At 61.9% G+C, this 24148-nt stretch carries 24 protein-coding genes; 5 read left to right on the top strand and 19 right to left on the bottom strand.

What is annotated here, in order from left to right:
* Positions 1 to 69: 69 nt before the first annotated feature.
* From HUN39_RS03835 to HUN39_RS03760, 16 genes are all read right to left on the bottom strand, one after another.
* Positions 70 to 1521 carry a nickel-dependent hydrogenase large subunit gene (locus HUN39_RS03835; RefSeq protein WP_175093182.1) on the bottom strand — a complete coding sequence of 484 codons (1452 nt, stop codon included), beginning with the start codon at positions 1519 to 1521 and terminating at the stop codon, positions 70 to 72.
* On the bottom strand, positions 1518 to 2525 hold the full coding sequence (locus HUN39_RS03830; RefSeq protein ID WP_175093181.1) for an NADH-quinone oxidoreductase subunit B family protein: 1008 nt from the start codon (positions 2523 to 2525) through the stop codon (positions 1518 to 1520). The genes HUN39_RS03835 and HUN39_RS03830 overlap by 4 nt, the downstream gene beginning before the upstream one ends.
* Complete coding sequence (locus tag HUN39_RS03825) at positions 2522 to 3904, bottom strand: sensor histidine kinase (protein ID WP_232365897.1); 1383 nt, start codon at positions 3902 to 3904, stop codon at positions 2522 to 2524. The genes HUN39_RS03830 and HUN39_RS03825 overlap by 4 nt, the downstream gene beginning before the upstream one ends.
* Positions 3891 to 5333 carry a sigma-54-dependent transcriptional regulator gene (locus HUN39_RS03820; RefSeq protein WP_175093180.1) on the bottom strand — a complete coding sequence of 481 codons (1443 nt, stop codon included), beginning with the start codon at positions 5331 to 5333 and terminating at the stop codon, positions 3891 to 3893. The genes HUN39_RS03825 and HUN39_RS03820 overlap by 14 nt, the downstream gene beginning before the upstream one ends.
* Positions 5334 to 5363: 30 nt before the next feature.
* Positions 5364 to 6416 (bottom strand): hydrogenase expression/formation protein HypE, encoded by a 1053-nt coding sequence (gene hypE / locus HUN39_RS03815; RefSeq protein WP_175093179.1) that lies wholly within the window; start codon positions 6414 to 6416, stop codon positions 5364 to 5366.
* Positions 6413 to 7558, bottom strand: coding sequence for a hydrogenase formation protein HypD (gene hypD, locus HUN39_RS03810; RefSeq protein WP_175093178.1), 1146 nt, complete (start codon positions 7556 to 7558; stop codon positions 6413 to 6415). Before hypD ends, hypE begins: the two co-directional genes overlap by 4 nt.
* Positions 7558 to 7785 carry a HypC/HybG/HupF family hydrogenase formation chaperone gene (locus HUN39_RS03805; RefSeq protein WP_175093177.1) on the bottom strand — a complete coding sequence of 76 codons (228 nt, stop codon included), beginning with the start codon at positions 7783 to 7785 and terminating at the stop codon, positions 7558 to 7560. Before HUN39_RS03805 ends, hypD begins: the two co-directional genes overlap by 1 nt.
* Positions 7776 to 10058 carry a carbamoyltransferase HypF gene (hypF, locus tag HUN39_RS03800; RefSeq protein ID WP_175093176.1) on the bottom strand — a complete coding sequence of 761 codons (2283 nt, stop codon included), beginning with the start codon at positions 10056 to 10058 and terminating at the stop codon, positions 7776 to 7778. The genes HUN39_RS03805 and hypF overlap by 10 nt, the downstream gene beginning before the upstream one ends.
* Positions 10059 to 10063: 5 nt before the next feature.
* Entirely contained in the window at positions 10064 to 10999 is a 936-nt protein-coding gene (hypB, locus tag HUN39_RS03795; RefSeq protein ID WP_175093175.1) for a hydrogenase nickel incorporation protein HypB, read from the bottom strand.
* Positions 10999 to 11340 (bottom strand): hydrogenase maturation nickel metallochaperone HypA, encoded by a 342-nt coding sequence (gene hypA / locus HUN39_RS03790; RefSeq protein ID WP_175093174.1) that lies wholly within the window; start codon positions 11338 to 11340, stop codon positions 10999 to 11001. The genes hypB and hypA overlap by 1 nt, the downstream gene beginning before the upstream one ends.
* Complete coding sequence (locus HUN39_RS03785) at positions 11333 to 12418, bottom strand: nickel-dependent hydrogenase large subunit (RefSeq protein WP_175093173.1); 1086 nt, start codon at positions 12416 to 12418, stop codon at positions 11333 to 11335. Before HUN39_RS03785 ends, hypA begins: the two co-directional genes overlap by 8 nt.
* 10 nt (positions 12419 to 12428) lie before the next feature.
* Positions 12429 to 12953, bottom strand: a complete 525-nt coding sequence (gene hybE / locus HUN39_RS03780; RefSeq protein WP_232365896.1) for a [NiFe]-hydrogenase assembly chaperone HybE — start codon at positions 12951 to 12953, stop codon at positions 12429 to 12431.
* Positions 12937 to 13155 carry a rubredoxin gene (locus HUN39_RS03775; protein ID WP_175093172.1) on the bottom strand — a complete coding sequence of 73 codons (219 nt, stop codon included), beginning with the start codon at positions 13153 to 13155 and terminating at the stop codon, positions 12937 to 12939. Before HUN39_RS03775 ends, hybE begins: the two co-directional genes overlap by 17 nt.
* On the bottom strand, positions 13152 to 14009 hold the full coding sequence (locus tag HUN39_RS03770; RefSeq protein WP_175093171.1) for a hydrogenase expression/formation protein: 858 nt from the start codon (positions 14007 to 14009) through the stop codon (positions 13152 to 13154). Before HUN39_RS03770 ends, HUN39_RS03775 begins: the two co-directional genes overlap by 4 nt.
* Before the next feature lie 3 nt (positions 14010 to 14012).
* On the bottom strand, positions 14013 to 14450 hold the full coding sequence (locus HUN39_RS03765; protein WP_175093170.1) for a thioredoxin domain-containing protein: 438 nt from the start codon (positions 14448 to 14450) through the stop codon (positions 14013 to 14015).
* Positions 14451 to 14655: 205 nt separating this feature from the next.
* Positions 14656 to 14814, bottom strand: coding sequence for a hypothetical protein (locus HUN39_RS03760; RefSeq protein ID WP_175093169.1), 159 nt, complete (start codon positions 14812 to 14814; stop codon positions 14656 to 14658).
* A 223-nt stretch (positions 14815 to 15037) separates the two neighbouring features.
* On the opposite strand from HUN39_RS03760, the gene HUN39_RS03755 reads away from it, so the two are divergent.
* Positions 15038 to 15595, top strand: coding sequence for a hypothetical protein (locus HUN39_RS03755; RefSeq protein WP_175093168.1), 558 nt, complete (start codon positions 15038 to 15040; stop codon positions 15593 to 15595).
* A gap of 198 nt (positions 15596 to 15793) precedes the next feature.
* Here the strand turns inward: HUN39_RS03755 and HUN39_RS03750 are convergent, their stop codons facing one another.
* The gene (locus HUN39_RS03750) at positions 15794 to 16180 is read right to left on the bottom strand and encodes a response regulator (RefSeq protein WP_175093167.1); all 387 of its coding nucleotides are present in this window, start codon (positions 16178 to 16180) and stop codon (positions 15794 to 15796) included.
* Positions 16181 to 16837: 657 nt separating this feature from the next.
* Entirely contained in the window at positions 16838 to 17569 is a 732-nt protein-coding gene (locus HUN39_RS03745; protein WP_175093166.1) for a sugar transferase, read from the bottom strand.
* 245 nt (positions 17570 to 17814) lie between these two features.
* Between HUN39_RS03745 and HUN39_RS03740 the strand changes: the two genes are divergently transcribed.
* The 4 genes from HUN39_RS03740 to HUN39_RS03725 are packed head-to-tail and all read left to right on the top strand — an operon-like array spanning position 17815 to position 22294.
* Positions 17815 to 19134: an oligosaccharide flippase family protein gene (locus HUN39_RS03740; protein ID WP_232365894.1), complete on the top strand. Its 1320-nt coding sequence runs from the start codon at positions 17815 to 17817 to the stop codon at positions 19132 to 19134.
* A complete protein-coding gene (locus HUN39_RS03735; protein ID WP_175093164.1) occupies positions 19131 to 20066 on the top strand; it encodes a glycosyltransferase family 2 protein in 936 nt (311 codons plus the stop codon). Before HUN39_RS03740 ends, HUN39_RS03735 begins: the two co-directional genes overlap by 4 nt.
* On the top strand, positions 20030 to 21067 hold the full coding sequence (locus HUN39_RS03730) for a glycosyltransferase family 2 protein (RefSeq protein WP_210266845.1): 1038 nt from the start codon (positions 20030 to 20032) through the stop codon (positions 21065 to 21067). The genes HUN39_RS03735 and HUN39_RS03730 overlap by 37 nt, the downstream gene beginning before the upstream one ends.
* Positions 21068 to 21112: 45 nt before the next feature.
* Positions 21113 to 22294: an ATP-binding protein gene (locus tag HUN39_RS03725; protein ID WP_175093163.1), complete on the top strand. Its 1182-nt coding sequence runs from the start codon at positions 21113 to 21115 to the stop codon at positions 22292 to 22294.
* 356 nt (positions 22295 to 22650) lie between these two features.
* Here the strand turns inward: HUN39_RS03725 and HUN39_RS03720 are convergent, their stop codons facing one another.
* The gene (locus HUN39_RS03720) at positions 22651 to 24111 is read right to left on the bottom strand and encodes a sigma-54-dependent transcriptional regulator (RefSeq protein WP_175093162.1); all 1461 of its coding nucleotides are present in this window, start codon (positions 24109 to 24111) and stop codon (positions 22651 to 22653) included.
* Between the last annotated feature and the right edge of the window lie 37 nt (positions 24112 to 24148).

The raw sequence follows: 24148 nt of genomic DNA, 5'->3' as shown, positions 1-24148 counted from the left end.
TCGATGAGAATTTTCGCGCGAGAGCGGCTAGTCGATTTTCAATCGCCGGAAAGGCGCTTGCCAGCCGCCTCAATGCGCCGTGCAGACCATGCAGGGATCAAAGGAACGGATCACATGCTGCACGGAAGCGGCGCGCGCGCCATGGCCTTCGAGCGGCGCGCCGACGAGCGCCTGCTCGACCGGACCGGCCACGCCGGAAGCGTCGCGCGGCGAGAAATTCCACGTCGTCGGCGCGATGATTTGATAGGCGCGGATCTTTCCCTTCTGTGCGCCAAGCCAATGTCCGAGCGAGCCTCGGGCGGCTTCGACGAGGCCAACGCCGTCGCCGTCCGCTTCCTGGGGCGCCGAGGCGCAGAAAGGCTCGTTCAGCGCCAGCGCCTTCGCCCAGCCTTCGGCCGCCTCCGCCACCATCGCAAGCTCGATGAGGCGCGCGACGACGCGCACGAAAACATTAGAGGCACGCGAACGCTCAAGAAGGGCGCGCACAAGCGGATGGCCATGGACCGCCAGCCGCGCGATCGCGCCGACCTCCGCCGGACGCCCGTGAAGACGTGGCGCCTTCGCAAAAGAGTATGCGTCGGGCTTATCGACAAAGGGCTCGGTACGCGCGAGTGACGGCTCTTCCGGCCCGTCACGCATATAGGCGTGCGACACGTCTTCGCGGATCGCACGCGCGTCAAGCGGGGACAGCGCGCCGTTGAGGGGATCGAACACGCCCGCGTTCAGAAAAGCGCCTGTCTCGTCGCGATAGGCGCCATAGCTCATCAAAGGATTGGCGGCGCGGCCCAGATTTTCGAGATCAAGCGCGCGCGCGATGCGGCAGAAGGCGGCGAAATCGCCATCCGCGCCCCGTCCTTCGCAAAAGCGTTCCAATTCCTCGGGCGTCTTGAGGTCAAGGGGCGCCTCAAGCGGGGCCGCGAACACCGAGGCTTCAAGAAAGCGACGAAAGTCGCGAGCGATTGCGACGAGCTGCGCCTTCTGCCCAAGATCGACGGCGCATGTCGTTCCGCCCGGCTGAAAGGCGAGACTATGCGGCCATTTGCCGGCGAGTATCCCCATGATTTCGAGAAGACGCCGGCGCGCCTGCAGAACCTCGTTCGCCGCCGCGCCTTCGATCGCCTTGAAGCGGCGCATGGCGGCCTCATGCCAGGCCTGTCCCGCATATTGCGCGCGCGCGAAATCCGGCATGAAGAAAATATAAAAATGCGTGAGATGATCGGCCATGTTCTCAGCCGCATGCGCGAGATTGGCCGCGACGATCCCATTACGCGCGGGCGCGACGCCATAAAGCGCGCGCAGCGCCGCCGCGGCCGCCATGGATTGAGAGACGGAGCAAATGCCGCAGATGCGCGGCGCGATGGCGAGAGCGTCCACCGCCGGGCGGCCGACGAGGATTTGCTCGAAGCCGCGATAGAGCGGCGTCGTCACGCGCGCCGAAGCGATCGCGTCGTCCTTGATGTCGAGCGACACTTCGAGATCTCCCTCGACGCGATTGAAGGGGCCGACGAGAAGCCGCGTCATTCCTTTGGCCTTCTCGCGCCGCGCGGCGGCACGACGACATGATCGGCCGTGGCGTTCTTACGCACCCGCTGCGGCGTCGCCGATTTCGACAAGGCCGCGAGCGCCATGAACCAGGCCTTCGGCATGTCGAGCGGCAGCCCTATGGGCACGCCGCCGATTTTCGGCGTGCGGTGATAGTCGCGAATGTCCTCGAAGCCGGGAGACGTGCAGGCGATACAGGCGAAGCCGCCTTTGGTGCAGGAGCCGGAACCGTTCCAGCCGCGCTGATTGCAGTCGCCAGCAGCCTGCGTCGCCTTGCAGCCAAGATGCTCCATCAGACAGCCGCGCTGCGACAAAGTCTCCGCGCTCGCCTTGAATTCATAAAATTCGTTGCGGCTGCATCCGTGATGCGCGAGATGATCGACATAGAATTTCGGCCGTCCGAGGGCGTCAAGATCGTCCGCCGTCAGAACGTCCAGCGCCAGCGCCGCGAGCGTCTCCATGATCCAGCCGGGATGGGGCGCGCAGCCCGCGATATTGATGACGGGCAGACCGCGCCGCGATCGATAATCGGCGCCGAGCGCCCCGCCCGCCACGGCCTTGCGATATTGCAGACCGACGGCGTCAGTCGGATCGGGATCGGCGGCGGGAACGCCGCCAAAGGTCGCGCAGGAGCCAATGGCGACGCAATAATCCGCTTTGGCGGCGAGAGCGCGCGCCCAATCGAGCATGGCGCGTCCCGTGCCGGCGAGACGATTGAAGAAACCCGTTCCGTCGGGTCCGCAGAGAATCGCGCCTTCGATGCAAAGCGCGTGAAGCGGCGTTTCCCCGGCCTCGACGCGCTCCAGAACGACGCGCGCTTCCGTTCCGGTCTCCTCGCTGACGCTTGGATGCCAGAGGAGGTTGACGCCGAGCGTGTCCAGCTCGCGAAACCATCCGCCCGAGCCATGTTCAAGCATGGACATGGTGCAGCCGCCGCAACTTCCGGCCTGAAGCCATAGTATGTTGAAGGCGCCCGCGCTCATCCGCCTTCATCCGCCCGCAACTGCTGTTGCGCACTGCTCATCGGAAACTGCACCGTAAAAATTGCGCCCCCGCTCGGCTGATTGGCGACGACAATGGAGCCGCCATGTTCCTTGACGATGGAATAGCTGATCCAAAGGCCAAGGCCCGTCCCTTCGCCGACCACTTTGGTGGTGAAAAAAGGCTCGAACACCTTGTCCAGCACGACATCTGACATTCCGCGCCCATTATCCTCGACGATGATTTCTGCGTGCGCGCTCGTCTTGCGGATCGCGACGCGAATGCGAGGCGTAACGACATCCTTCGTCGCATCGAAAGCGTTGTCGATCAGATTGACGAGCACTTGATGAATCTGCCCCTCATGCGCATCGACAACCACGCTCTCGTCACAATCGAAAACGATTTCCGCGCGCGTCTTCTTGCTGCGCGCCGCCCAATTTGCCGCCGTGCGTGCGATGCGTTCAAGATCGACGCGCTGGGTTTCGGCGGGCCGGCTGAACGAGAGGCGCCGCAAATTCCTTACAATGTCGCTGATGCGAACGGCGCCGTCCATCGTCCCTTCGATGAGCGATGGAAGATCGGCAAGAATGGCGTCGATCCTGTAGCGGCGCCGTAACTCTTCATTCTGCGCTTTCACGTTAGAATTCTCGAAATATTCAGCGAGCGCCCCGCGATATTTGTCGAGCGTATGGATATTTCCATAAATGAAACTGATGGGATTGTTGAGCTCATGCGCGACGCCCGCGACGAGCCGACCCAGGCTCGCCATTTTTTCCTGCTCGATGAGTTTGCGCTGCGCCTGCTGCAATTCACGATGCGCGCGGTGCAGCGCCTCATAAGCGCGTTTCAACTCACCGATCGGGCGTCCAGTGAGCACGGCGCCGACGCGCCGCCCGGTATGATCGAACCGAGCAGAGCAATTGATCGCCATGAGATCGGAGGCGCCGTCCCCGGCGAAAAATCGCAGCTCGCATTCCGTGACCTTGCCAGCGACGCCTTCGGCGATCTTCTGCAACGCGCTCGCGCGATCCTCCTCGACCAGGAAATCCGCAAGACTCGCGCCGAGCAAGTCCTTCTGGCTCAAGCCGGCGATGCGCTGAAAGGCGGGATTGACCTGAAGGATGCGGCCCTTTTCGTCGCACACGACAAGGATATCGGAAACCGAAGCGATAACGCTTGAAATAAACTGCTGTGCTTCCTCAAGCTCGGCGTTCTTGATTTCGAGATCTGACTCATAACGAATGAGATCGGAATAAACCTCATCGACCTTATGAATGACTTCAAGCCACATATTCTCCGTCTGCGCGTCGTCCGGCAGCCCCGCGCTCTCCGAGAGTAGATCAATCATGTTGGTCGGACGGTGAATTTTACTCTTCGTCATCGCGCAAATCCCGCTCGACGCCATAGCGTTCGATCTTGTTGCGCATTCCGACACGGGAAAGGCCAAGCTCCTCCGACGCGCGGCTGATATTGCCGTCGAAACGGCGCAACGCGTCCTCGATCATCTCGCGTTCGAGCGCCTCGACGCGCGTCTTGAGCATACGGGCCGCGCTTGCAGCCCCGTTCGTCAGTCGCGGGGCGAGAATGCGCGGCGACAATAGGCTTGCAGACAGCAGTCCGTCATCTTCCGAGAGCGTCACCATGCGCTGAATTTCATTATGCAGCTCGCGCACGTTTCCTGGCCAATCGTAGCTCGAAAGGCGCGCCAGCGTCTCGACCGTGAAGCCTTTGACGCCGCGCCTGAAGCTACGGTTGACGTCGGCGAGAATGCGCATCGCGATCAATTCTATGTCCCGCCGGCGCTCGCAGAGCGGCGGCAAATGGATCGGGAAAGCGGCGATGCGATAATAGAGGTCGCGCCGGAATCGTCCCACCGCGACTTCGTCTTCAAGACTTCGGTTCGTCGCCGCGATCAGCCGCACATTGACTTTGCGCTGCCGTTGCGCGCCAAGCGGGCGGATTTCCCCCTCCTGTAAGACGCGCAGCAATCGCACTTGAAAGGCAGAGGAGGTTTCGCCGATTTCGTCAAGGAAGATCGAACCCCCATTGGCGAGTTCGAACAGACCGACGCGATCCTGATAGGCGCCGGTGTAAGCGCCCTTCTTGCAGCCGAAGAGTTCGCTCTCCAGCAGTTCGTCGGGCAAAGCGCCGCAGTTCTGCACGACAAAAGGCTTGTCGGCGCGATCGGAGCCGTAATGGATCGCGCGCGCGAGAAGCTCCTTGCCGGTTCCCGACGCGCCGGTGATGAGGACCGAGATGTCATATTCCGTCGCCTTGCGCGCGAGCGCCACGACGGGCGCTACGGGGCTTTCGGGATGGTGAATGATGCGGCTGAATTCAAAGAGCCGCTTCTCCTTGTGGTGCCGAGTCGCGATCTGCTCCTTGAGCAACTCCGCAGCGGGCTTATTGTCGAGACCTGCGCCGACCTCCTTCTGGTAGCGATAGAGCTGCGCCGCGTCGCGCACGCTGGCGATCAGCTTCTCCGGCTCCCATGGCTTGGTGATATATTGGTAGATGCCTGCTTCATTGACGCCGGCGATGATATCTTCGGACTCGGTATAGCCGGAGATGATGATGCGAATCGGATCGGGCCAGGAGATGCGCGCGCGCTTTAGGAAATCGACGCCTGATTCGCCCGCCATTCTGTGATCGCAGAGAATGACCTGCACGAGTTCGCCGTCGAGGACGCCTTCCGCCTCCTTCGCCTTTGAGACGCAGATCACGTCGAATTCGTCGGAAAGGACGCGTTGCAGCGCCTCGCGCGAGCGAAGCTCGTCGTCGATCACCAGCACGGTCGAAGAAGAGGTCATCGCGTCATCCGGTGCGCGGCGCGCCGCGTCTTAACATATGCGAGGAAGCTGTTCTCCCGACAGCCAATCGACGATGCGCCCGCCGCCAAAGCGCGTCGTCATCTCGACGAAGTTTCGCTCGTCTTCGACGACATGGCCGATCAGCGTCGCTTCGCGGCCGAGCGGATGTGCGCGCATGGCGTCGAGCAGCACGTCGGCGGCCTCGGGCGCGCATATTGCCATGAGCTTTCCCTCATTGGCCACATAGAGGGGGTCGAGCCCCAGAAATTCGCATGCGGCGGCGACCTGCGGCTTCACCGGAATCAGCTCCTCGTCGATCATGAAGCCCACGTTCGACTGATGCGCGATTTCGTTGAGCGCCGCGGCGAGGCCGCCGCGTGTCGGATCGCGCATCACGCGCAAAGCGTCGCCTGCCGCCCCGACCATGGCGGCGGTGAGTCCGTGTAGCGCCGCGGAGTCGGACATGATCTCGACGCCGAATTCGAGATTTTCGCGCCGCGACATGATGGCGACGCCATGATCGCCCATTGAACCAGAGATAAGCACCGCATCTCCAGGGCGCGCCTTGTCGCTCGACAGCGACAGGCCGTGCGGCAAGACGCCCACGCCCGCGGTCGAGATAAAGACGCCGTCCGCCTTGCCGCGCTCGACGATTTTCGTGTCTCCGGCGACAATCGGAACATCGGCTGCGCGCGAGGCGTCGCCCATGCTTTGGGCGATACGCTTCAGATCGGCGAGCGCAAAGCCTTCCTCGATGATGAAACTCGCGGAAAGATATTTCGGCGTCGCGCCGGCCATGGCGATATCGTTGATCGTGCCATGGACGGATAGAGAGCCGATATCGCCGCCCGGGAAAAACAGCGGCGAAACGACGTAGCCGTCGGTCGTCATCACGAGACAGCCGTCCTGCGCGTCGAGCGACGCCTGATCGTCGTTGCGACGCAGCCAGTCGTTGCCGAAGGCGTCATGAAAAATATCTGCGATGAGCTGCGCCATGGCGCGCCCGCCCGAGCCATGCGAAAGATCGACGCGCCCATTTCGCACGTCGAGCTTGCGCCGAACGGGTTTCATGACGAGGCTCATGAAGCTGCCCTTTCCATTCGCGCGCGGCTGCGGTCCCGGAACCGGCCATAGGCGTAATGCGCCGCGCAGGAGCCCTCCGACGACACCATGCAGGAGCCCATCGGCGTCTCTGGCGTGCAGAGCGAACCGAAGAGCCTGCAGTCCGTGGGCTTCTTCGCGCCGCGCAGAATGGCGCCGCACTCGCAGGCCGGATTGTCGGCGGCGGCGACCGTATGAACGCCGAAGCGCTTCTCAGCGTCGAACTCGGCGAAAGCGTCGGCAAGGCGGAGCGCGCTATGCGGCACCACGCCGAGACCGCGCCACTCGAAGCTTTCACGCAATTCGAAGACTTCGTCCATCTCCCTTTGCGCTCTTGCGTTGCCATCGTGCGTCACGGCGCGGAGATATTGATTTTCGACGGCGCAGCGGCCCTCGTTGATTTGGCGGACGAGCATTAGGATCGATTGCATCACGTCGAGCGGCTCGAAGCCGGAGATGACCACGGGCTTCCCATATTCATTCGCGACGAATTCGTAAGGACGCGCGCCGATCACCGTGCTGACATGCGCGGGGCCGACGATCCCATCGAGCGCCGTCGCCTCATCGCTCTCGCCCGCCAATATCGCGCGCATGGCGACGGGCGTCAGCACATGATTGCAGAAGACGGAGAAATTGCGCAGCGCTTTCGCCTTCGCTTGTTTGATCGCGAGCGCCGTCGGCGGCGTCGTGGTCTCGAAGCCAATGGCGAGAAACACCACTTCGCGCTCGGGCTCCGCCTCGGCGATGCGCAATGCGTCGAGGGTCGAATAGACCATGCGGATGTCGGCGCCGCCCGCGCGCGCTTTCAGCAGGTTCGCGCCGCGCGACGCCGGCACGCGCATCAGATCGGCATAGGTGCAAAGCGTAACGCGCGGATCGGACGCGAGCCTGATCGCGTCATCAATGCGCCCCACCGGCAGGACGCAGACGGGGCAACCGGGACCATGGATCATCGCGACATTGTTCGGCAGCATGTCCTCGACGCCATAGCGCGAAATCGCATGCGTATGGCCGCCGCAAAACTCCATGAAACGGTAGATTCTCCCAGAGTCGACTTCGGCGGCGATCGCCGCCGCGACGCCCTTCGCGAGTTTCGGATCGCGATATTCGTCCACATATTTCATCACGGCGACTCCATCGACGCGGCCTCGCGCAACAGCGCCAAGGTGCGCTCGGCCTCCTCGGCGTCGATCTTCGACAAAGCGTAGCCGACGTGAACGACGACGAAGTCGCCGACCGCGACGTTTTCGACAAGCGCGACGCTGATCGCCTTGGACACGCCGTCCAAATCGATGCGGGCCATGCCGTCGTCGAGCAGCTCCGTCACTTGAGCGGGGATCGCTAGACACATAGAGCAATTTCCTTGGGAATTCGAGATTGCGCGAAGGCGCGCGCCATAGCCGCCTGCCCCAGCGATAGACCGCCGTCGTTGGGCGGCAGCTTTCGGGCGAGCAGAGTCCGCAAGCAGAGGCGTTGCAGCCGCTCCGTCAGACCTTCGGCGAGAATGCGATTCATCATGCAGCCGCCGCCAAGCGCGACAACGTCGAGCTTCTGCGCCGTCGCGGCCTTCGCGACGAATTGCGCGAGCCCTTCGATGAGTGTGCCGTGAAAGAACTCCGCGCCTTCGCGCGGCGCCATGCGCCCGTCGGCGAGAGCGCCAAGAAGCGGCGAGAAATCGAGTTGATCGCCCAGGAGACGAAAGCCTTCTTCCATAACGCGCGGCGTATTGACGAGCGCTTCCATCTCCATCGCCGCTTGCGCTTCATAACGCTGCTGCGTCGAGAGCCCAAGGAGAGCCGCGGCCGCGTCGAAAAGGCGGCCCATGCTGCTCGTCGCCGGCGGCGCATATCCATGGTCGATGAGTCGCGCCATCTCCAGCGCGCGCGGCTCATCCGCGAAGAGGCGCGTCGCTTCATCAAGACGCCTGAGCTTTGCGAGCGCGCCGACGCCCATCCGCCAGGGCTCGCGCGCGGCTCGCTCGCCGCCCGGCGCTGGCAGCGGCGCGAGTCCTCCCAGTCGTCGCCATGACGCGCCGTCGAGGCGCATCAATTCGCCGCCCCAGGACTGCCCGGCGTCGCCAAGCCCATGTCCGTCGAGCGCGAGACCGAGCGCGGGCGCCTCGATGCGATGCTCCGCGAGAATGGCGGCAAGATGCGCCGCATGATGTTGCGCGCGAACGAGCGGCAATCCCAACTCTTCGGCCCAGCGCGTCGAATGATAATCGGGATGGAGATCGCAGGCGACAAGCTGCGGCGTCACGTCGAGAAGCTCGATGAGCCGCTGCGCCGTCTCGCGATAAAAACGCCCCGTCGCAGCGTTCGAGAGATCGCCGATATGCTGCGAGACGAAAGCCTCGCGGCCACGCGTCACCGTGATCGTCGCCTTAAGATGCGCGCCAGCGGCGACAACGCAGGGACCGTCTCCGCCAAGTTCGATCGGCTCGGGCGCGAAGCCGCGCGCGCGGCGCAGAAAGGCCGGCGCGCCGGCGACGACGCTCATGACCGAATCGTCGACGCGCGTCACGATCTCGCGATCATGCGTCACGATCAGATCGGCGATGGCGGCGAGGCGCTCCTGCGCCTCCTCATTGTCCTTCACCAACGGATCGCCGCCGAAATTGGCGCTTGTCGCGACAAGGACCAGCTCTTGCGGCGCGTCGCGCCAGCCGCGCGCCACGGGCGCGCCCGCCGCCGCGTGAAAGATGAGATGATGGAGCGGCGTATAGGGCAGCATGACGCCGATGCGATTCAAGCGCGGCGCGACGGCGTCGGCGAGGACGCCTCTGCTTTGCGTCAGCACGATGGGCCGGGCCACATCCTGGAGCAAAGCGAGTTCCTGTTCGGTCGCGCGCGCGATCGTCGCGACGGAGGAGACATTGGCCGCCATGACCGCGAAGGGCTTCGCGTCCCGCGCCTTGCGACGGCGTAATTCTTCCACCGCCGCTCGGTTACGAGCATCGCACATCAAATGAAAGCCGCCTATTCCCTTCGTCGAGACGATCTTGCCGGCGCGCAGCGCCGCGACGATCTCCGCCGGCGAAGACGAGAGCTTTGGTCCGCAGGCGGAACAGCAGAGGGGCTCCGCGTGGAAGCGCCGGTTTGCCGGATCGCGATAATCGCGCGCGCAATCGGGACACATGGCGAAGGGCGCCATGGAGGTCCGCGCGCGATCATAAGGGAGCCGCCGCGTCAGCGTATAGCGCGGCCCGCAATGCGTGCAGGTGACGAAGGGATAGAGATAAAAGCGGCTCGTAGGATCGAAGAGGTCGTCGAGACAGTCTTCGCAAACGGCCGCATCGGGAACGATGCGCGTCTCGCTCCGGCCATCGACCGAGTCGAGAATGACGAAGCTCGAAGATTCGCGCGGCGCGACTTCTTCGACGTCAATGGCGTCGACGCGCGCGAGCGGAGGCGGGCGGCAGGACAGCGACTCGAGAAAGGCGGCGACGCGCTCGCCCTGAACTTCGAAGAGGACGCCGGCCGCGTCATTCTTGACGAAGCCATCGAGCCGCATGCGCGTCGCAAGATCATAGACGAAAGGCCGAAAGCCGACGCCCTGCACGGCGCCGCGCACGCGCACCCGCAGGCGCTGCGTGGCGGCTTGCACGGCGTCCGCTTGAGCCATTCGCCTTACTCCGCGACCGCCATGCGCGCGGCGCGCGCTTCGATCCAGGCGTAGAAGGCCTGCATGCCTTCGCCGCTTCGCGCCGAAACGACAAGCGTCTGCAGATCGGGATTGACCGTGAGCGCCGCGGCGATGCAAGCGCCGACATCGAAATCGAGATGCGGTAGAAGATCGGCCTTGTTGAGCAGCATCAGATCGGCGGCGGCGAACATGTCTGGATATTTGAGCGGCTTGTCCTCGCCTTCCGTCACCGACAGCACGACGACCTTATGCGCTTCGCCAAGATCGAAGGCCGACGGACAGACAAGATTTCCGACATTCTCGATGAAGAGCAGCGCATTCTTTTCCGGCGCGAGCGTATCGATCGCATTTCCAACCATATGCGCGTCGAGGTGGCAGCCCTTGCCGGTGTTGATCTGCAAGGCGCGCGCGCCGGTCGTGCGAATGCGCTCCGCGTCGTTCGAGGTTTGCTGGTCGCCCTCGATCACGACGATCTCGCGTCGCGCCTTCAAATCCTCGATTGCGCGCACGAGAAGACTGGTTTTTCCCGAACCGGGACTGGAAACGAAATTCAGCGCGAAATTGCCGTTGGCCGCGAGACGATGACGGTTTTCGCGCGCATAGGCGTCGTTCTTCGACAGAATGTCGCGCTCGATCTTGACGATGCGCTCCTGGCTGAGGCCGGGCGCATGAACGCCGGCCAGTCCGGCGCCATAGTGGATCGAGTCGACGCCATGGCTCTTCACGCCATGGCGCTCCGCGGCATGTTGGTGATGATGGTCATGGTCGTGATGTTCATGGTCAGGATGATGGTGATCGTGGTCGTGTCCATGATGATGATGACGGCCAGGGCCGGCGTGATCATGCGCCTGAGCATCGCGTTTTTGGGTCTTGTCCTTGTCTTCGACGAGGCTCGTTCCGCAACCGCAGACAGTGCACATCAGGCGACCTCCAGTTCGATGAGGCGAAAATCGTCGCCGCGCGTCATTTGAACGCGATGGCGTCCGCATTCGGGGCAAACTCCAAAGCGCTCGGTCAACGCGACTTCCTTGCCGCAGTCGAGACACCAGCCGGCGCCCGGAACATCCGCCAAATCCAGGGCGGCGCCTTCGCACATCGAGCCGCGAACTACTGCCTCAAAGCAAAAGCGCAAGGCGTGCGGATCGACATGGCTCAGCGCGCCGACGGCGACGCGCAGGACGGCGACGCGGCGCGCGTCAGCCTTGCGCGCTTCCTCCTCGGCGAGATCGACAAGCGCTTCCATCAGCGACATTTCATGCATGCAACGCCTCGCGAAGTCTGATGTCGCAGGATGCGCAGGGATCGAACACTGCCGCAAGCGTCGCGACGAACCGCCGGGGCTCGGCGACGTCGAGCTTAGTCGCCGCAAGCGCTTGGGCGAAAGGCCCGTCGGGATGGAAGTTCCATTCCGTAGGCGCAAGAATATCATATGTCGTCACGGCGCCCGATGCGTCGATTTCGACGCGATGGAACAAAAATCCGCGTGGCGAGTCCACCATGGCGAAGCCTTCGCCAAGCCGACGCGAACCTGCAACGACGAGATCTCCCTCGCCGGCCAAGAGCTCCCTGCTCGCCAACGCGTCCAGAGCCTGGGCGATGTCGCTGAAGCGCGCCTGAAGTCTTGCCGCAAGCAGGCCGACGTTGCGGCGCAGGTAAGCGAATTGACGCGCGAAGGGCCCGGTTTCGACGACGCGTCCCGGCAGACGCGGGCGGGAGAGAAAATCGGCGTTTCGCTCACATAGCGCGCGATGCACGGACTCTATGTCGTCAATCGCAAGAAAGTCGACGCCGCTTAACCAAGGCGCGATCTGCGCATATTGCAAGGCCTCTCGCCATAACTCAGCGAACCAGGCTGTAGGATTCTGACCCGCTTCAAGCGGCGCGCCAACTTCGCATGCCGCCTCCTTCAAAGCGGCGTGGAGAGAATTGTCGTTCCCTTCGCCGGCCGCGCGGGCGGCCCCAAGCGCCTTGCGCAAGGCCGGCAGATGCGCAAGACGACGGGGATCGCTTTTCTCGCCGGGCCAATCCAGCAGACTCGCGCGCAAATGTTCGGCGACGCGCTCGGCGTAGAGCATGCGTCTCCAACGCCAACGCAAGGCGTCAGGCGTGGATCGCGACTGCGCCGCAGCGATCGCCGCTTCGCTTGCGATGCGCTGCGAGGCGGCGCAGAGGGTGAAGACCGAGCCGATCAGACTCGGCGCGGCGCTCGCCGCCTTCCCATAGAGAATTCGGGTGGCGTCGATTTGTCGTCGCGGCGTGACCTTCGCCTCTTCCACCCTGTCCTCAATGCGCGTCACCTCGACGCCAATGCTCGTCGACATCTCCGGTGACTCGCTCATGGCCCGTCGCTCATGGCGCGACATGCGTTTCGTCGCGCTTCGCGCCGAAAATAAGCGAACGGCGATCCAGCAACGCAGGTCTCCGCGCCGCCGCGGCGCGTGCGTCCGCTAAAGCGGGATCGAACAATTGATCAAGCGCGGCGAGAGCGACGGCGCGCGCCGCGGCGTGATCAGCAAAATCGTCCATCGGAAAAAAGAGCGAGCAGCTGTCGACGCGGCCGAAGCCTTCGAGCCGTCCAACGACAAAGCCCACGCGCCCGGCAGTCAGCGGCCAATAGGCCGTTTCGCCTGGAGCCTTCGGCGGGAGCTCCTCGGCGTCCGCTGCGCAGATCATAAGGTTCATGAACCAGGGCGTGAGAACGACGCCGAGCGCTTGGCCACCATAGGGCCGGAAGCCGATCGCTTCTATCGCCAGCGCCGGATTGCAGATCGGCAGATCGCGCATCGCTTCATGGACGCGCCGGTAGTGATCGGCGAGCCGCGCGCCGGCGAGCGTCGCCGCCGCTTCGCGCGCTGCGTCAACCATCGCGCTCATCGGCGAGCCTCATGAATTTCGCCTGCGGCGCGTCGCAATTCGGACAGCGCCAATCCGCAGGCAATGCGCTGAAGGATACGCCAGGCGGAATCTGCCAGACGTCGTCGCCAAGCGAGGGATCATAGACATGCCAGCACACGCCGCATTCCATTTTGGCGCTGCCGTCTAAATCGCGAGGCGCATCGAAATTCTCGAAGCTCATTGGAAATAGGCCTCATAGATCTCGCGGAGCCGCTCGCTCGAATCATGAAAATCCTCGGTCGCCGCCAAAGCGACGACAGGCACATCGCCGATTTCCAACGTATCGAGAACGATCTCGTCCATGGCGTTGAAATATTGCACGGACCAGACGTGGCGCGTCGCTGTCGCATGAATGCGGCACTTGCCGTAGCCGCGCGACAGGAGGCCGACAGGGCCCTCTCCGAGCGAAGCCTGCAGGAAGCCCATGTCTTCCGGCGCCATCGGAAACAGCATGAAATTGACGATGTGAGACTTGGCGCCCGGCGTGAAGGCCGCGACGCGCGCGCGAATTTCCGCGAGGAGCGGCATGACGTTCATGACGCCTTCAGGCGCTTCGCCAAAGGAAACGTCGCGCGCATTGACGATGGCCGCGCGCTTAACGATCTCGGGAATGTCGCCGACCTCAAGATAATCGCCGACGAGCCGATCGTCGGCGTCGCTGAAGCGCACGCGCCAGAGCCCGGCCATGGTCGACTCCGCGATTTGCGCCGTAACGCCGTTCGGCAACGCGACGACACCGCTCACCTCGCCCGCGCCGAGCGCCTGGTCGAGGAGTTCGCGCTCGTCCGCGGTGCGATCGGTAATGTCAAAGAGACGACCCTGCTCTTCCGCCTTCTGAAGGGCGAGCGCCTCCGCGAGTTCGAGGAGAAGGCTTCCAACGCCGGCGCAACGACGAATGAGGTCTTCCGACTCTTTATTCGCAAGACTGCCGAGGCGAAGACTGGCTCCCGCGGAAAAAACGTCGTCGAGGCCGATCGGCACGACCGGCATCGCCTCGTCCGCGCCTTCGGGCGCCGCCCAAAATCCTGCCTTCACGGGTCAGGCTCCCGAGCTGAAAGAGATCTCGACCTGCGGCCTTTTCGGTCCGGCGAGCACAGGCGCGCAAGGGTCGAGAAAACCCTCGATCTTCGCGAGGTAATCGGCCCAGTCCCAGATTTTCGGCATGACGCCGACGGGCTCGCGTCCCCGCATGACGACGAGGCTTGGCGACACATAGGCGTGAAGCCGCGGACGCAGTCTTTCTTCGGCTTCGGGCGCGATCACAGCGCCGCGCAGGCGATCCGAAAAATGCGACAACAGTTCGGGCAGCACGACTGCGACATCGCCGGTCTCGGGACGATTCGCGCCATCGCCGGAAAGGAACAGCAGGGCCTGCGCGCGCTCCTTGGACACGCCGTCGAGAAATTCTTCGAGGCTCAACTCATCCACGAGCGGCAACCGCGCCCGTTCGATCAGGCGCCGCAGCAAAGGCGACATCGGCAACTCCTCCCAGCTTTCTTTTTTTGGAGAAATTGCAATGAGGGCGCCAAGGCGGAGCCACAGCGCATTTATTTACTACACATTGAAATCAATGCATTTTTAAAGAATTTAAATTCATGCGCTGCTATTGGGATGGAATCTTCCTTTTCTTTTTGATAATGAAGTTTCCACGTGAACGAAGTTCAAAAATAGGCGGGCTCGATTAAATATCAGCCCGCCATCGCCGACCCGTCGCCTTCAAGTCGAGCCCGCCCACGAAGGCGTCAATGAAGCGGACCGGGACGTCGGCGGTGACGTAATCGTCGATTGCCTCGGGCAGGAGCAGCAACTGCGAGCGATCAGAACCGGGAATGTGCGTCATGCCCGATTCTACTAAGACGCTCACGCCCGCAGAATCCCCCTCAGCTAGAGCTTTCACACGGCCTGAATGTGCTTTCGATCCCAAAAACCGCAAGAAAGCGATTTGGGCTGATCAAGAAGCGTCTTGGCGCCGCGTTTCATGAATTAGCGCGGCGGCGAGATCCGCCCCATCAAAATGTCCACAAGCGATCAGGGGGGGGTCTTTTTCGCACCGCTTACAACCAGTGCGGTCGAAGTTCGTTGCGATGGTCATTGCGATATGTCGCGGACGAAACTGCTCGAACCGCAAAATTCTTTATCTCGACGAGATCGAGAAGGCCGTCCTCACTGGTCTGCAACAGCATCTCAAGGCGCGGATGAAGGAAGCCCAGGCGGAAATAGTGGCGCTCCTGGCTGAGCTGGAGGCACAGCCTGAGGTGGAAAAGATCGTCGGACTGCACCCCGCCGCGCTTCAGCACTTCGAAAAGCTGGTCGGACAGTTAGGCGAAGTTTTCGGGCGCGGGGTGACGCCTGACAACGAGGAGGCGGCGGAGAAAATCCGTGAACTGGTGGCGAAAGTCGCCGTCCGATCATGGGTTCAAGATCAAGCTTCAGGGACGCCTTACTTTGCTTATGGGTGCGCCGAATGCCTACCCCAACATGCGCATCGCCGCGTCGGGGAGAACGGTGGTAGCGGAGGAGCGCTACCGCCTTTCCCCACAATGCCCGAACATACGCTATCGTCTCCGATCGTCCGCCTGACCCGAATTCTGGCCCACTGGGCGGGCGTCGAGGAGGCTTGAAAACGCATCAACCATCACCTCGTAATCCTGCCGCCAGCGCGCACCATCGGCAATATTGTCAATCGGCGCGCAAAATTGGCTCTGACGCAAAGTTGGTGCGGTTCCCCCCGATAAGTCGGGTGTCAGGAGGCCAATCACGCGACCTCGCCACTCGCGCCGCGATAGCGGCTTCGTTCAATCCTCGTCCGATCTCCAATCTCAAATTCGTCCACACCGCCTAACCAGCCAGCGGTCCAAAATTGCGCTCAGGATCGACTCCGAGATCGGTTTGGCAACGTAGTCGTCCATACCAGCTTTCAAGAACGCCGCTCGGTTGCCGGGCATGACGTCAGCGGTCATCGCAATGATGATCTGACGGGGGGCATTTGATAGGCTTTCGTGTTTGCGGATCCTTCGCGTCGCTTCATAGCCATCCAATTCCGGCAATTGACCATCCATGAATATCAAATCATACGATTCCGTCGTGGCCCTTTCGACGGCGACTCGCCCATTCTTTGCAACGTCTACATGCAACCCAAGCTTGGTCAGCAAGGCTTCGATGACCAATTGAATGGCGTCGGTGTCTTCGACTAATAAAACTCGCACTCGATTCGCTGAATGCTCAGTGGGAGTCTTTCTGAGGGGAAATGAGTCCCCGAAATGACTTGAGCACATTGTGCAACGTCTCCAGAGAACTAGGAGGCGCAGAATTGCTAACTCCGCCACTTGGAACCGAGCAAGCGCGGTCCACGACGCCTAACTCTATGCTGCATAAGTGTTTTTGATTGTAAACTTCTCCCTAATGATTGTCAACGATTAGATCCATCACGATTATCTCATGGGACTGATCCGGCGCACGCCGGACGTTACCCTCCTTGAGAGCCATGAGCGTTTGATCAAGAATAGCGGTGAGCATTTTTCGAGCTCGGTGTTGTGGCGTTTCTTCGATCGGCACGGGGCCACGTTCAAAAAAAGAACGCGCACGCCGCCGAGAAGCAACGTCCGGACGTGCTGAAGCGCCGCCTCGAATGGTTCGACGACGGACATGGTTCGAGAGACAGCCCGATCTCGACCCTGCGAAACTTGTGTTCATCGACGAGACCGGCGCCTCGACCAATCTGGCCCGAAAAGCCGGACATTGCCGGCGAGGACGACGGCTGCGCGCCGCAGTGCCGCACGGCCACTACAAGACGGTCACGCTGGTCGCGGGGTTGCCCCTTCGCGGTCTCCAAGCGTCGAAAGTCTATGATCGTCCAATCACCTTTAGTAGGCGCCCTCGCCGGCTAGCACGGCATAGGGAGTGCGCAGGAGGATCCATAGATCGAGGAAGATCGATCGATCGCGGATATATTGGCGGTCGAGCGCAACTTGACCGACAAAGTCGATGTTGGCGCGTCCTCCAACCTGCCAGAGGCAGGTGATGCCAGGCTTCACGAGCAGCCGATCCCGGTCGCTGGGGGCATATTTCGCCACTTCCGACGGAAGCGCCGGACGCGGACCGACGAGGGACATGTCGCCCGTAAGGACGTTCCAGAACTGAGGAAGTTCGTCAATCGAGTATCTGCGGATGAAGCGGCCGATCCGCGTGATGCGGGGGTCGTTCTGGTTCTTGTAACGGATCTCGTGGCGAGTGGTGGTCGCACCTTGCATTTTCGCATGCAGAGCGTCGGCGCCGACGACCATGGAGCGGAACTTCACCATGGTGAAAGGAACGCCGTTTTTGCCGATCCGCGTCTGACGGAAGAAGATTGGACCCGACGACTCCATCTTGATCGCGATCGCCGTCAACAGGAACACCGGGGTAAACAGCATGAGCGCAGCGAGAGCGCCGACGATGTCGACGGCCCGCTTCACCAGCGACGAACGAGCCGCAGAACGAAGAAGCTCGCCATGATGAATATTAATGGGGGGATGAATATCAATGGGGGCGGCGAAGGCGGTGGTGAACGACATCTGGACCTTTGACCTCTGGAACTCGCCGTGACCGGCGTTCATGCCCCGAGGTCTTCACGAGATGTGCCAGTAGGCGCCTTCCTGCATAATCACTTGATTTTGTTCGTTAATATGTATTAGATCGTCACCCCGACAGGCATTTTTGAGGCCCGTTTCAACATTTTTGCGTCGCAAAATGCGAACGCTCGGTCTTTTCGCAAATTGACTATAGCCCAACTAGTGGATTGTCAGTATCTCTGGGGCGGCTGCATCGCCTTAAAAAGCGCCGCTTTAGGGACGCTTCGCAAATGCTCGGACGTCTACGCGCTCGCATATTCCTGCTACCTCAACGCGGGCTGCAAAGGATACGCAACGCCCACTCGAGCGTTCGCGGCGCGGGTTGGGTCTCTATCGCGGAGATCGGTAATCGCGTTTCGCGCATCGTGACGGCCGTGGCGCTTGCGCGCGCCTTTTCCCTGCAGCAATTCGCCGCCATGTCGCTCGTGCTGACGACCTATGAGCTCGTGCGCATGTTCATCCACAATGGCGTGGGTGCACGGCTTGTCGCCGCCCCTGAAGGGGAGCTCGACGAAGTCTCCGAAGCGGTGCATCGCATCAACTGGTTCGTTGGCGTCGGGATGTTCATCCTCCAGCTTTTGCTGGCCCGCCCTCTGGCCGGCTTCTATAACGCCGACATCGCCACGACTTTGGCGGTGCTCTCTGTCGTGCATCTCATCTATCCGATCGCGCTGACGCACGCCTGCCTGGCGCAACGGCGCGAGCAATTCGGTTTGATTGCCGGATTGATGTTTTTGCAGATCACTGGCGACAATCTGCTCACCGCCGTATTGGCGCTAGCCGGACTTGGCGTTTGGGCCGTCGTGGTCCCCAAGATCGTCATCGCCATCGCCTGGGTGTGGGGAATGCTCGTTATGGCCCCCGGCTGGCGGCGCACGACCCTTTCGCGCGGCGTTTTCCGCGAGGTCACCCGATATGCGCTCACCGTGTTCATGTCAGAAGCGCTGAATACGGTGCGCATCAACGGCGACCGCATGATTGTCGGCAAAGTGCTTGGGGCCGACGCCTTCGCTCTCTACTCCTTCGCCTCCAACGCCGGCGCCGGGATCGCCACCGGACTTTCCATCGCGCTCAGCCGAGTCGTTCTGCCGTTCCTCGCCAAGGGTCCGGCTGGCCATGAGAATGTGCGCAAGCGCTTCTGGATCAGCTTAAAGGGAATGGGCGCGGTGATCGGGCCGGTGATTCTGCTGCAGGCGTCTCTCGCGCCGATCTATGTTCCACTGGTATTTGGCGAGCGCTGGCGTCCGGCGATCCCCGTGCTGATCCTGATGTGCCTCGCGACGCTGGCCCGTCCGGTGGCCGTGGCGACGTCCCAGATGCTGCGCGCGGTCGGCCACGTCTCGATGGAGCTCGGCATATCAAAGCTGTCGACGCTCGTCTCCTTCGCCGCCCTGTTCGTCGGCCTTCCTTTTGGCGTCATGGGCGTCGCCTGGTCCCTGCTCATCGCGACGACGGTCTCCACGATCTACTTCGCTTGGATCGCGCTGCAGGGGATCGAGGAGCCGGATCGCAAGGTCTTCTCCTTCAATAGGAGGGTGTTTCTTCGATGAAAACACCTCGCTTCTCCATTGTCATCCCTTGCTACAACTGCTCCTCAACCATTGTCGAGACGCTCAAAAGCGCCTCGGCGCAAACAATCAGAGACATCGAGATCATCGTGATTGATGACGGCTCGACCGATGAGAGCGCCGAGATCGTTGCGCGGTATGCTCAATCCGAGCCGCGCTTGAGGCTTGTTCGCCAGGCCAACGCAGGAGTCTCCGCGTCACGCAATCGCGGGATGACGGAAGCTCGCGGAAGCCTTATCGCCTTCCTCGATTCGGACGACCTTTGGGATCCCCGTTATCTCGAAACGCATTCGCAGCGCTTCGAGGCGGACCCTTCCTTGGGTCTGTCCTTCTCGGTGGCTCGGATCATGCGCGCGGACGGTCAGGACACCGGCCAAATCTCCCGGCCAAAGCTACATGACCTGACTCCCGCGGAGATGTTGGCGACAAACCCCTGCACAACGACGTCGGCTATCGTCGTGCGTCGCGCGACCCTTGACGAGGCGGGCCTGTTCGACACCAGCTTGCGTCGCGCGGAGGATCAGGAGTGGCTCTTCCGCGTGGCGTTGACGAAGTGGAAAATTGAAGGGGACGCTGAGCCCCTGGTCTCCTATCGGCAGAGCGTAGGCGGCCTCTCGTCCAACCTCCCCGCGATGTATGACAGCTTTGAAGAAATGCTGGCGAAAGCCCGCCGCCTGAACCCGGCGCTTGTCGATCAGCATGGCAAGATCGCGAGCGCCCGCATGCTGCGCTATCTCGCCAGGCGCGCCCTTCGTGTGGATCACTCCCGGGCTCGAGCTCAACACTATGTCATCCGCGCGCTGCGGGAAGGCCCGGCGATCATTCTCCTTGAGCCGAAGCAGACGCTCGCCACCTTGATCGCCGCCTTCGTTCCCGGCTGCGACTATCTATTCAACATCATGCGCAAGGCCTGAGGAGACCCTCCATTCCGAAAGTCTCCGTCATCATCCCGCTTTACCAAAGCGAACGGTTCATATGCGACACGCTTCGCTCGGTTCAGGCGCAAACCTTCACGGATTTCGAGATCGTCGTCGTCAACGACGGCTCCAGTGATGGGGGGCCGGCGCTCGCCGAGGAGTTTGGCGAACCGCGCCTGCGTGTTGTGCATCAGGAGAACCGCGGGCTCGCCGGCGCCCGCAACGGCGGCATTGCGCATGCGAAGGGGGAGTATCTCGCCTTCCTCGACGCCGACGATCTCTGGTTGCCGACAAAACTGCAGCGCCACGTCGAACATCTCGACTCCGATCCGCAGATCGGCGTGAGCTTCAGTGCCTCAGCGCTCATGGACGACGACGCCAAGGACATAGGCCTCGTGCAAAAGCCGATCGGATCGACCTTCGACGCCGTCAGCGTCTTTTGCCGCAATCCGGTCGGCAATGGATCCGCGCCCGTCATTAGGCGAGAAACCTTGGACGCGATCGCCTTCTTCGACAAGGAACGTGGTCGCAACTGCTGGTTTGACGAAAGCTTCAGGCAGTCCGAGGACATCGAGTGCTGGACGCGGATCGCTGCGACAACAGATTGGAAATTCGGCTACGTGGACGCCCCGTTGACGCGCTATCGCGTCAATCTACAGGGGCTTTCTGCAAATGTCGAAGCGCAGCTGGCGACTTGGCGGCGCTTCCGCAGGAAGGTCGCATCGTATGCGCCCGCGCTCGAGGCGGGCGCCGGCAACCTCGCCGAAGCCTATCAGCTACGCTACCTGGCGCGTCGCGCCATTCGTTCCTCCCGGTACGCTCAAGGACTCACGCTCGTTTGGGAGGCCTTGATGCTGGAGCCAAGGATTCTTCTGGTCGAACCCACGCGAACGCTGACGACTCTGACGGCGGGGATCGTCGGCGTGATTTTGCCCCGCGCCTTGGTCGAAAGAATGGCGCGCGTAGCAATGAGCTGCGCGGCAAGCATGCGGGTTTGATCTTGGCTCGCAGAGTGGAAGGCGCGGCTAGAAGGAAGGGCGGCAATGAATATTCTGATCGTTTCATTCGAGGACGAGCGCTGGGGCGCAATTCGCCTTGTCAAACCGCTGGCGGCATCGGGTTTTGCGGTCGCGGCGCTATGCGCGCCAAACGACGCGCTGACGCAAACACGTTTCTTACAGCGGCACTATGTCCTCAGCGACGTGAAAAACGCACGACGTATAGAGCCGGCACTGGCGGAGGCGATGCGCGACTGGAAGCCGGTGTTCGTCATTCCGGGAGACGAGCGTGCGGTGGCCTTCCTCCACGCGTTGGTTCGCCGTGCGAAAGACGGCGAGTGCGCGCCGCTCGATGCCCATTCGCTCTCGACATTGATTAGTTCGCTCGGCAATCCCGCCTACTACAGCACGCTGCTCATGAAAAGCGAGACCGTCGCTCTGGCGCGTCGATGCGGGCTGAAAACGCCCAAGGGCGGAACCGCGACCTCTGCCGAGGAAGCCGTGACGCTCGCCGAGCGCACCGGTTTTCCAGTTTACGTCAAACAGTCCTTCAGCTGGGCGGGTATGGGCGTCATTCGCTGCGAGACCCCCGAGGACGTCGCCACCGCCTTCACCTCCATGCAGCCGCGTCGCGGAAGGTTCCTTTATACGCTGGCCCGGCGCCTCTTGCACCGCGACTGGTATCCGGTCGGCTCGGGGGTCGACGTCCAGCAGGCCGTCGACGGCTTTCCCGCCTTCTTTACGGCCCTGGCGTGGAAAGGGGAGCTGCTAGCCGGCTTCGCAAGCTTGGTTGAGCGGACGAGCTCTGCGACCGGTCCGAGCTGCGTCGTGCGTCTTGCAAGGCATGAGGAGATGGCGCGCACATCTTGCGTGCTCATCGCAGCAACAGGTGCGACTGGCTTCATCGGTTTCGATTTCATGATCGAAGCCGCGACGGGGAAGGCGTTGTTTCTCGAATGCAATTTGAGACCCGTGCCAGTCTGTCACCTTGGCCCACGCATCGGCGTGGACCTTTGCAGCGCTCTCGCCGATGCGATCCGCGGTGCCGCCACGCCTCGCCCGCCTGCGGACCGCGAAGAAATCGTGGCGCTGTTCCCGCAGGAATGGCGGCGCGATCCCGCGGCGCTCGAAGATTTCCCCGGCTTCGTGGACGCGCCGCTGGACGATCCGGGGTTGCTTGACCGGATGCGACGCGGGATCGATAAACACGCCTGGGCGACGGCTTGAAACTGCATGAGTTTCTGTCGAGGAGCTCGAAAAATGGTTGCAAATGACGCAAACGCCGGCGCTTATTGCGGCGCGCTGACCGCGATAAAAGATCTCGATCATGCCCGGCTTGACCGAAATCCGGAACAGGAGAGACAAATCTCGTAGGTCAACGAACGCGGCGCCCGGGCGGGATCATTCCGTTACAGGGGGCGCCATTATCCAGTAATCCCCGGGCGGGCATTATCCCGCTACAGACGGGCGCCTTCGACGGAATCCGCACATTGGTCGCTCTGCGCGTGATGCTCCGGGCGAGCCCGCCGAGCGCCCCTTTTTCGAAAGTGTCTTTGGGCCTGGAACCCTCGACGAGCAAAAGGCTATTTTTTTAGTTCGCGCTTGCGGTAAATCGTCGATGGACTGAGTCCAAGATAGGTCGCTGCACGCGGTATGTTGCCGTCGCAAATTTGGATCGTGCGCTCGATCGCGACCCGCTCGATCACGTCCAATGGAACTACGTCCGAAGTGCCCTTCCATCTCCAGGGGTCGAGCAAAACTCTGTCAGAACTCTCATCGGTGGAGACGTCTAGACTCGCTCGAGGGGTGAATAGACCAGAGGTGACTGGTTTCGCCGGTCTTATCTCAGGCTGCGGCTCGAGGCAGGTATCGTCGGGGATCGCTAGCATCGGCGCGTCGATGATCTGGGCGTCGTTCATGACGATGACGTTGCGGATGACGTTTTGTAGTTGCCTTACATTGCCCGGCCAACTGTAGGCGAGCAACTTTTCCGCCGCCTCGCCCGACAGAGAGCGCGGAGTCTTTCCCTCACGTTCCGAAAACCGCGCAAGGAACTCTTCCGCGATCTCCAAGACGTCCTCGTCGCGATCGCGCAGCGGCGGCATTGAAAGAGGAATCACATGCAAGCGGTAGTAAAGGTCCTCCCGAAAACGTCCCGCTGAGACTTCGGCCAGAGGATCCCGATTAGTCGCGCAAACCACTCGCACGTCGACGTTTTCCGCGCGCGCCGATCCCACGGCTCGGAAGGTTCCCATTTGCAGGAACCGCAGGAGTTCGGGCTGGAGATCGAGCTGCATTTCACAAATTTCGTCAAGGAACAGCGTGCCGCCGTCGGCTTGTTTCACCGCGCCGGCCCGGTCGGCGATCGCTCCGGTGAAGCTGCCTTTCACATGTCCAAACAGCTCACTCGAAATCAACTCTCGCGGAATGGCTCCGCAGTTGATCGCGACGAAGGGCTTGGCGCTGCGCCGGCCAAGCTTGTGGATGGCCTCGGCGGCTAGTTCCTTGCCCGTGCCGCTCTCTCCGGTGATGAACACCGTCGCGTCCGATGCGGCGACCGATTCTATCGAACGGTATACAGCCTGCATCGCGAAGGATTTGCCGATGAATCCACAAAATGTATCGCGCGAAAAATTCTCGCGCATTAACTTGAGCTCGGCTTTAAGAATCGAATGCTCGAGCGCTTGTTGGACACTCGTCACCATTCTCTCCGCGCTGACCGGCTTCACGACGAAGTCGTACGCGCCGAACCGCATGGCATCGACTGCGACCTTGATCGACCCTTCCGACGTCGCGACGATTACGATCGCCGAACCCGCACTCGCGATGAACTGCTGAAGAGTCTCGAGCCCGCGCATGTCGGGCAGGTTGAGGTCCAGTATAACGACGCCGGGGGACTCCGTCTTAATCTTACTGATCCCTTCGGAGCCGCTCGCGGCTGTCGCGACAGCATAACCCGCGCGTTCGAGAAAGGCACAATAAACTCGTGATATCGTTGACACGTCTTCGACGACCAACACTTTTGCTTTGGCAACTTGCTTCATCGACCCACCGCGCCGCAAACTCGCGCTCCTCTTCCAA

The sequence above is a fragment of the Methylocystis silviterrae genome, from assembly GCF_013350005.1.
In the GTDB taxonomy this organism is placed as follows: Bacteria; Pseudomonadota; Alphaproteobacteria; order Rhizobiales; family Beijerinckiaceae; genus Methylocystis; species Methylocystis silviterrae.
Note: the sequence above shows the minus strand (reverse complement) of the source record. Positions and strands in the feature narration are given on the sequence as shown.